The organism is Lysobacter sp. (assembly GCF_035655815.1).
Classification (GTDB): domain Bacteria; phylum Pseudomonadota; class Gammaproteobacteria; order Xanthomonadales; family Xanthomonadaceae; genus Lysobacter_J.
This window is the reverse complement of sequence record NZ_DASRTS010000031.1, coordinates 161,411-170,673: the sequence shown is the minus strand read 5'-3', so window position 1 is coordinate 170,673 and position 9,263 is coordinate 161,411. Positions and strand designations below refer to the sequence as shown.

Here is a 9,263-nt window from a genome sequence, read left to right as displayed (position 1 = left end):
CCGGCACCGAGGTCCAGCCGCTGCCCGAAACCGGCGGCGATGCACGCCCGCAGATCCGTCGCGGCACGGGGCAGGTCATCAACCGCAGTGCGGCCTCCGCGCCGCCGCCGGGCCTGGGCGCCACGACCGGGTCGGCCACGTTCAATTTCGAAGGCGAATCGCTGCACGCGGTGGTCAAGGCGATCCTGGGCGACATGCTGGGCCAGAACTACGTGATCGCCCCGGGCGTTCAGGGCACGGTGACGCTGGCCACGCCCAAGCCGGTGAGCCCGGCCGAGGCGCTCAACCTGCTGGAGATGGTGCTGGGCTGGAACAACGCGCGGCTGGTCTTCAGCGGCGGCCGCTACAACATCGTCCCGTCCGACCAAGCGCTGGCGGGCAACGTCGCCGCGCGCACCGGCGCGCCCGGTACCGCCCGCGGCTTCGAGGTGCGCACCGTGCCGCTGAAGTACGTCTCGGCGACGGAGATGGAGAAGATCCTCAAGCCGTACGCGCGTCCCAACGCCATCGTCAACGTCGACAACTCGCGCAACGTCATCACCGTCGGCGGCAGCCGCGCGGAGCTGGAGAACTACCTGCGCACCATCGAGGTGTTCGACGTCGACTGGCTGTCGGGCATGTCGGTGGGCGTGTTCCCGCTGCAGTCGGGCAAGGCGAGCAAGGTGGTGGCCGACCTGGAGAAGGTGTTCGGCGAGCAGAGCAAGTCGCCGGTCGCCGGCATGTTCCGCTTCATGCCGCTGGAAGGCGCCAACGCGGTGCTGGTGATCACCTCGCAGGCCAATTACCTCGACGACATCCAGCAATGGCTGGACCGCATCGACAGCGCCGGCGGCAGCGTGCAGCTGTATTCGTACGAGCTGAAGTACATCAAGGCCAAGGACCTGGCCGACCGCCTGGCCGACGTCTTCGGCAGCGGGCGTGGCGGTGGCGGCGGCGATGCGGGCGGTGCGCCTTCGCTGATGCCGGGCCTGGATTCGGTGGAACTCAAGGACAGCGGCGATACCAGCACCGCGACGCTGGGCAACTTCGATACGGGCACCGGCAGCACCAACGGCATGGGCTCCAGCGGCACCGGTGGATCGCTGTCGCTCAACCAGCGCCAGAGCGGCAACGCCGCGCTGACGCTGGAGGTCGATGGCGACCGCGTCGGCGTGTCGGCGGTGGAGGAAACCAACTCCCTCATCGTGCGCAGCAGTCCCTCGGCGTGGAAGTCGATCCGCGACGTGATCGAGCGCCTCGACGTGATGCCGTTGCAGGTGCACATCGAGGCCCAGGTGGTGGAGGTGCAGCTCAAGGGCGAACTGCGCTACGGCGTGAACTGGTTCCTGGAGAACGCCGCGCTCGAGAACGGTTTCCCCGACGTCGTCAGTCGCGGGACGGACATTCCACCGAAGTGGAGCACGCTGGGCGCCAGCATCGGTGGCGCAGGCGGTCCGGGCCTGGTCTGGCAGTTGTTCAAGAACGACGCCGTCGCGGTGATCAACGCGCTCGATGCGGTGACCGACCTGCAACTGCTGCAGACGCCGTCGGTCATGGTGCGCAACAACGCCGAGGCGACGCTCAACGTGGGCAGCCGCATCCCGATCTCGTCGGTCACGTTCAATCCCACGTCGGGCAGCGACAACACGTATGCGCAGGTCCAGTACCTGGACACCGGCACCATCCTGAAAGTGCGCCCGCGCGTGGCGAAGGACGGCGTGGTGTTCCTCGACATCGTGCAGGAGGTCAGTTCGCCCGGTGCGCAGGACACGGCCGACCCCAACGGCAACGTGCGCATCGACACGCGCAAGCTCAAGACCGAGGCCGCGGTGCAGAGCGGCGACACCGTCATGCTGGCCGGCCTGATCAGCGACGGCGTCGAACGCGGTGCCTCCGGCCTGCCGGGTCTGAGCCGCATTCCGGTCATCGGCGCGCTGTTCGGCTCGCAGAATTCCAGCAAGACCCGCAACGAAGTCATCGTGCTGCTCACGCCGACCATCGTGCGCAATCCGCAGGAGGCGACCGAGCTGACCGACGAGTACACGCGCCGCTTCCGCGCGATGGAGCCGTTGCAGAACAAGCCGCGCCGAACGGGCGAGCAGTGAACCCGACGGTGTCCATGCCCGTCGTCGTGGTGCCGGTGGGCCGCGACGACGAGGCGCTCGACGCCTGCCTCGCCGCACTCGACGTATCCACGCCACCGGGCACGCCCGTGTGGCTGGCCGACGATGCGCAGGCGGGGCCGCGCGGCTACGCGATCATCGAGCGCTGGATCGCGCGCACGACGCTGCGCGCCGACTACACCCGCCGACAGCGCAGCGTCGGCGAGGTCGCGCATCTCGACGAAGTGCTGGCGGCGTGCGGCGATGCCGACGTCGCGGTGATCGCACCCGACGCCGTGCCCGCGCCGGGCTGGTTGCGGCGACTCGTGGCGGCGCTGGCCAGCGACGGTTCGATCGCAACGGCCACGCCCTGGAGCAATGCGGGCGAGGCCGCGGCATGGCCGCGCATCGGCGAGATCGACCCGATCCCGTCCGACCTGGACCGCATCGCGCGCGCAGCCGCAGGCATGCCCGCACTGCATCCCGAACTGCCCGCCGCGGTGACGCATGCGGTGCTGGTTCGCGGCACTGCACGCAAGCGCGCCGGCGGCCTCGACGCCAGCAGTTACGGTTCGTGGTATGCGGCGTTGACCGACCTGTCGTTGCGCCTGGCTGGACTGGGCTGGCGGAACGTGCTGTGCGACACCGCATACGTCGCACGTCACGGCGAGGGCCTGCCGTTCGATGGCGACATGGATGCGCTGGCCGCGCGCTGGCCCGACTGGCATCCGCGCCTGGCGAATTACCTCATGCTCGATCCGCTGCGCGCCTCGCGCGTGCAGCTGTCCGCGCTGCTCGAAAGCCTGGGTGAGCCGGAGGCGCAGCGTGACTTGTTTGTGTGAAGTCGTGACGGGGAATTCGCGAACCGGTTCTGAGGGAGGCGTCATGCCCGGTGCAGTCATCAAGCTTCGGACGTCATTCGACCGGCAGTGTTCGCGGTGGCCGGCGGATGAGTCCGCGACGTATGCCACGTGCGACAAACGCCATTAGCCTTTCCCGATTCCCGATTCCCGATTCCCGATTCCCGATTCCCGATTCCCGAAACATGCAGAACATTGCCGCCGTCGTCGTCACCTACCGCAGCGCCGAGACCATCGACGACTGCATGCAGCGGCTGCGTGCCGCCGACGGTGTCGCCGCGATCCGCGTGGTCGACAACAGCTCCGACGACGGCACGCTGGAAATCGTGCAGCGCCACGCCAGCGCCGACGCGCGCGTGCGCTTCATCGCCAATCCAGACAACCCGGGCTTCGGCGTTGCGTGCAACCAAGGCGCGGCCGACGTGGGCGAAGGCATCGCCTGGCTGGCGTTCGTGAATCCCGATTGCCTGGTCGAACGCGACACGCTCGCGCGACTGCGCGCGTTGGCCGAACCGCAGGGCGATGCGCTGATCGGTGCCGATCTCGTCGACGACCATGGCGTGCGCGATGGCGCTGCGCGCAGGCACGATCCGGATTTCGCCGCGATGCTTGGCGGCGCGCTGGGCGCGAAGTCCGTGCCGAAGCTCGACGTGCCCGTCGACGACTCGCGCGCGCTGCAGCCGGTGCAGGCCATCTCGGGCGCGCTGATGCTGATGCCGCGCGCACTGTTCGTGCGCCTGGGTGGGTTCGACGAAGGCTATCGCCTGCATGCGGAAGACCTGGACCTTTGCCGCCGTGCACGCGAGGCCGGCGCGCTGGTGGCGGTAGCCAACCACGTACGCGTGCTGCACGTTCGCGGCGTGTCGAGCCGCTCGCGTCCACTGTTCGTCGAGTGGCACAAGCACCGCGGCCTGTGGCGCTATTTCCACAAGTTCGAGGCGCCGCACCGCAGCGCGCCGCTGCGCCTGGCGGTGTTCGCCGCCATCTGGCTGCGGTTTCCGGTCGCCTATCTGCGCGCGCGGCTGAAGTAGCGATTCAGGATCCGCAGAAGAAGTTCGACACGGACAAACGCGGACGAACGCAGACAAGCGCGGAAGCGCGGGAGCTGCGTTGGGCAGTTCGCCGCGTCTCTATTGCCTCGCGTTGCGTCCGGCGGCTCAGCGCTCACGTATGGCGTGATCCGTGTTCATCTGCGTGATCCGCGTCGAAGAGGCTTCACCAAGCGCCGCCGATCCGCGCAGTTCTTGGCAGCTCACGCCAACGCAAACCGCAGCACGAACAGCCCCGCCACCAGCCACACCGCCGCGTGCGCCTCGCGCGCGCGGCCCGTGCACAGCTTGAGCACCGCATAGACGATGAAGCCGAATGCAAGTCCGTTGGCGATGGAATAGGTGAAGGGCATCGCGAGCGTGCACAGTGCGGCGGGAATGGCTTCGGTAAGGTCGTCCCAGTGCACGTCGCCAAGTTCGCGCAGCATCAGCCCGGCGACGAACAGCAGCGCCGGTGCGGTGGCATACGGCGGCACCATCTGCGCCAGCGGCGAGAACAGCAGCGCCAGCAGGAACAGGGCCGCCACCACCAGCGCGGTCAGGCCGGTGCGGCCGCCCGCCTGCACGCCGGAGGCACTCTCGATATAGGCGGTGGTGCTGCTGGTGCCCAGCGCAGAGCCGGCGAGGATCGCGGTGCTGTCGGCGAACAGCGCTCGGCCGAAACGCTTCTGCTGTGCGGCGGAGGCGTCATCCAGCGGCAGCAGGCCGGCGCGCCGCGCCACGCCCATCAGCGTGCCCGTGGCGTCGAACACTTCCACCAGTACGAACACGATGACCACGTGCAGCATCGCCGCCAGCGAGAAGCCCGCGCCGCCGCCCAGTGCGCCGGCGATGTCCAGTTGCAGGAACGTCGGCGCCAGGCTGGGTGGCATGCTGATCACGCCGCGATACTCGACCAGGCCCGAGAGCAGCGCCACGCCGGTCACCGCGAGGATCCCGATCAGGATCGCGCCTCGCACGCGCCAGGCTTCGAGCACGGCGATGAGCAGGAACCCGGCGATGGCCAGCAGCGGCTCCGGTTCGCGCAGGTCGCCCAGCGACACCAGCGTGTCCGCATTGCCGACGATCACGCCGGACTTCTGCAGCGCGATGATCGCCAGGAACAGGCCGATGCCCGCGGTGATCGCGCTGCGCAGCGAATGCGGGATGCCGGCGATGATCCAGGCGCGCGCACCGCTGATGGTGAGCAGCAGGAACACCACGCCCGAGACGAACACCGCACCCAGCGCCTGCTGCCACGTGTACCCCATTGCGCCGACGACGGTGAACGCGAAGAACGCGTTGAGGCCCATGCCCGGCGCCATGCCGACCGGATAGTTCGCGGCCAGCGCCATCACCGTCGAACCGAGCGCCGCGGCCAGGCAGGTCGCCACGAACACGGCGCCGGTATCCATCCCGGTGCTGCCCAGGATGCTGGGATTGACGAAGACGATGTACGACATCGTCAGGAACGTGGTGATGCCGGCCACCGTCTCGGTGCGCACGTCGCTGCCGTGCTCGCGCAACCTGAACCACGATTCCAGCCAGCGCATCGTGCACCTCGTTCCTGCGGCGACCCGCCACTTCGGCGCGCAGCGTAGCGCGGCGCGTGAAAGGTGGGCACCCGCTGCGCCCGTCCGGCGATCGCACGAGTGGCGGGCGTCGTGTGCACGCGGCGTGACGAAGCTGCGATCGCGATCACGTTCAGCTTCTTCAAACCCTGACCGATCTCCGGTTGTGCGATGGCGCACTTGCTAACGTGCGCGCCGCTTGCCGCGTGCATCGCGGCCACAGGGGGCTTCATGAACATCAGGCAGGGCTTGCGGGCCGCAATGCTCGCGCTCGCCTTCTGCGCGCTCGCGGCGTGCGGTGGCGGCGGTGGGGACGACGACGGCGGCGGTACCGCTGACGGCGGCAGTGCAGGCGGCGGGTCGCCTGCCACGCCGCCCACGACGCCATCGCCTTACCCGGATATTCCGGGCACGGACGCGGAGGCCGCGCGCTTCCTCACGCAGGCGACGTTCGGCCCGACGACGGCCGACATCGCGCGCCTGCGCCAGATCGGCTACAGGCGCTGGCTGGACGAGCAGATGGACCCTGCGACCACGCCGCCGACGCTTATCCTTCCGCACCTGCAGCAACTGGTGGCCAACGGCGTGACGACACCGGTGCCGCAGCATCGGCGCAACTACTGGCTTTGGCAGGCAGCGGCGGGACGCGACCAGTTGCGCATGCGCATGGCGTTCGCGCTGAGCCAGATCCTGGTGGTGTCCGACCGCGAGGTCGCCGATGGCAACTCCACAGTCAACCGCATCGCCGACTACCAGGACACACTGGCGCGCGGCGCGTTCGGCAGCTACCGCGAACTGCTGGAAGCGGTGGCGTTGCATCCGGCGATGGGCTACTTCCTCAGCCACGTCGGCAACCGCAAGGCCGATCCACGCCGCAACATCGCGCCGGACGAGAACTTCGGGCGCGAGGTGATGCAGCTGTTCTCCATCGGCCTGGTGGAGCGCAACAAGGATTTCACTCCCGTGCTGGACGGCAGCGGCCAGACCGTGCCCACCTACGACGAGCAGGTGGTGAGCGCGATGGCGCGCGTGTTCACCGGCTGGACGTACGCCGGTCAGACCGACGCGCAGTTCGGCCGCGGCAACAACACCAGCTACGCGCCGATGGAATGCCATCCGGCCTTCCACGACGACCAGCCCAAGCAGATCTTCAACGGCATCGTCATCAACGAAGGCAACAACTGCGTCGCCAGCCTGGAGAAGACCCTCGACGCGCTGGCCGGGCATCGCAATGTGGCGCCTTTCATCAGCCGCCAGCTGATCCAGCGCTTCGTCACCAGCAATCCCAGCGCCGCCTACGTCGAACGCGTGGCCAACGTGTGGACGAGCAGCAACGGCAACCTCGGCCAGGTGATCCGCGCGATCCTGCTCGATACGGAAGCACGCATGCCGACCACGGACGCGGGCTTCGGCAAGGCGCGCGAACCGCTGGTCAAGCTGGCGACGCTGTGGCGCGCGTTCGGCGCGAGCTACACGCCGTCGGCGATGGGCGAAGTGCGGTTCTCGTTCTCCAACTCGGGCGACCTGACCGCGTCGCTGCTACAGGACTCGCAGCGCGCACCGTCGGTGTTCAACTTCTTCGAACCCGACAACCGCCTGCCTGCCGCGAACGGCGTGCAGGGCATCTTCGCGCCGGAGTTCCAGATCCTGACCGAAGCCAGCTACCTGAGCATGCTCAACCAGCACGACTCGCTGGTCTGGAACAACAGCAGCACCACCACCAATGCGCCGGTGCTCGACATCAGCCGGCTGATCGCGCTTGCCGAAGCCGGCGATCACGCGGGCATGGTGCAGTACGTCAACGTGCTGCTGTTCCATGGCTCGCTGGGCAGCCGGAGTTCGCAGGCAATGGTCGGCATGCTCGATCGCCTGGCGACCGCCAGGGACACGCCTACCGCGCGCGCCAAATCGCTGGTGCTGATCGCGCTGGCCTCACCTGAATTCGCGATCCAGCGGTAAGGAGATCCCCATGAGCCGTTCCCTTCGCGAAGACCGTCGCAACTTCCTGCGGCGCGTGACCGGTGTCGTCGCAGGCGGCGCCGCGTGCGCGCTGATCCCTCAGCTGGAACTGGTAGGACGCGCCTTCGCCGCCGATCCGCTGCCCGGCAGCGACTACCGCGCGCTGGTGTGCATCTTCCTGTTCGGCGGAAGCGATTCGTTCAACATGCTGATTCCGCACGACAGCGCGGAGCATCAGATCTACCTCACCAGCCGCGGCGGCGTGTACGACGCCGCGACCAATCCGTTCGGCCTGGGCATCGCGCACGATCAACTGGTTGCGGTGACCGACACGCAGGGCAGGAACTGGGGCCTGCATCCGCGCTGCGCCGCGATGAAGCCGCTGTTCGACGCCGGCGAACTGGCGTTCATGGCCAACGTCGGTCCGCTGGTGGAGCCGTTGACCAAGGACGACGTCGTGCGCCGGCTCAAGCGCCTGCCGCCGTACCTGTACTCGCACAACGACCAGCAGAAGCTGTGGATGCGCGGACACAGCAATCGCACGGGCAGCGCCGGCTGGGGCGGCAAGCTGGGCGATCGCGTCGAGGCGTCGAACCTGGGCCTGCAGTCGCTGCCGCCGTCGATCTCCATCGCCGGCAACAACCTGTTCCAGCTGGGCGAGACGACGCTGCCGTTCGCGATGTCGTCCGGCGGCCCGGCCGTGATCAACCGTTTCCGCAACGACGGCAGCGCGGCCGACAAGATCCGCTCCGAATCGCTGCGTGCGCTGATCGAATCGTCGTACGAGCCGATCATGCAGGACCAGTACGCGGTGATCGGCGACAGCGCGATCAACCTCAACGACACCCTGCGCGTGGCGCTCAATCCGACCAATGGCGGTGATATCGCCACGGTATTCCCCGCCGGTGGCCTGGCTTCGCAGTTGCGCATGGTGGCGCGCATGATCAAGGCCAGCCGGACTTCTGCCATCAATCACCGCCGCCAGATCTACTACGTGAGCCTGGGCGGGTTCGACACGCACCAGAACCAGATGGCCGACAACGGCCACGGCGCCCTGCTACAGCAACTGGGCGACTCGCTGGCCGCGTTCCGCGCCGCACTGGCGGAGATCGGCGCGCTCAACGACACCACCACTTTCACCATGAGCGACTTCGGCCGCACGTTGAACAGCAACGGCAACGGCACCGATCACGGCTGGGGCGGCGTGCAGTTGGTGATGGGCGGCTCGGCCAACGGCGGTGGCGCCCTGCGCGGCGGCCAGGTCTGGGGCAGCTATCCGCTGCTCGAACTCGACGGCGCGCAGGCGGTGGGCCGTGGCCGCATGGTGCCGACCATGTCGGTGAACCAGATGGGCTCCACGCTGGCGCAGTGGTTCGGCCTGCCGGCGGCGGAAGCCGCGGCCATCTTCCCGGGCATCGAGAACTTCGCGCAGTCGCGCCTGGGCTTCCTGGGCTGACTTGCCTCGGCCGCCCCGAGTGCGGCCGGCGCAGCGCGACCTTCACCGACCACGCGTCCCGCCCGCAACGGGCGGGAACGAACCGCGCTTGCGATCGGCCGGACAGCGGGCCGCTCGCTATTCCGTAACCATGCTGCGGCGCAGCATTCCGGTTGTAGCTGTGGTCGCAGTCGCTCGGGCGACCCGTGACGAACTCCCTCACATTTCTCACCGAGGCCACTCGATTAGCCGAGTCTGGCGGACTTTGTTGCACTGCACGGTGACATGGGTCGTCGGCCCATGTTACCGGTAACACACTGGCGAAGTGA

At 68.2% G+C, this 9,263-nt stretch carries 6 protein-coding genes; 5 read left to right on the top strand and 1 reads right to left on the bottom strand.

Going from position 1 to position 9,263, the window contains the following annotated elements; genetic code table 11:
• The 3 genes from gspD to VFE83_RS08910 form a co-directional block, all read left to right on the top strand.
• On the top strand, nucleotides 1–2,084 hold a 2,084-nt coding region (gspD, locus tag VFE83_RS08920; RefSeq protein ID WP_324905193.1), incomplete at its 5' end, for a type II secretion system secretin GspD.
• Between the two features lie 14 nt (nucleotides 2,085–2,098).
• Entirely contained in the window at nucleotides 2,099–2,923 is an 825-nt protein-coding gene (locus VFE83_RS08915) for a glycosyltransferase family 2 protein (RefSeq protein ID WP_324905191.1), read from the top strand.
• A gap of 203 nt (nucleotides 2,924–3,126) precedes the next feature.
• Nucleotides 3,127–3,972: a glycosyltransferase family 2 protein gene (locus VFE83_RS08910; protein WP_324905189.1), complete on the top strand. Its 846-nt coding sequence runs from the start codon at nucleotides 3,127–3,129 to the stop codon at nucleotides 3,970–3,972.
• 221 nt (nucleotides 3,973–4,193) lie between these two features.
• On the opposite strand, the gene VFE83_RS08905 is transcribed toward VFE83_RS08910, so the two are convergent.
• Nucleotides 4,194–5,522 (bottom strand): NCS2 family permease, encoded by a 1,329-nt coding sequence (locus tag VFE83_RS08905; protein ID WP_324905187.1) that lies wholly within the window; start codon nucleotides 5,520–5,522, stop codon nucleotides 4,194–4,196.
• A gap of 249 nt (nucleotides 5,523–5,771) precedes the next feature.
• On the opposite strand from VFE83_RS08905, the gene VFE83_RS08900 reads away from it, so the two are divergent.
• The gene (locus VFE83_RS08900; RefSeq protein WP_324905185.1) at nucleotides 5,772–7,499 is read left to right on the top strand and encodes a DUF1800 domain-containing protein; all 1,728 of its coding nucleotides are present in this window, start codon (nucleotides 5,772–5,774) and stop codon (nucleotides 7,497–7,499) included.
• Nucleotides 7,500–7,509: 10 nt separating this feature from the next.
• Nucleotides 7,510–8,955, top strand: coding sequence for a DUF1501 domain-containing protein (locus VFE83_RS08895; RefSeq protein WP_324905183.1), 1,446 nt, complete (start codon nucleotides 7,510–7,512; stop codon nucleotides 8,953–8,955).
• The last annotated feature ends 308 nt before the right edge of the window (nucleotides 8,956–9,263 follow it).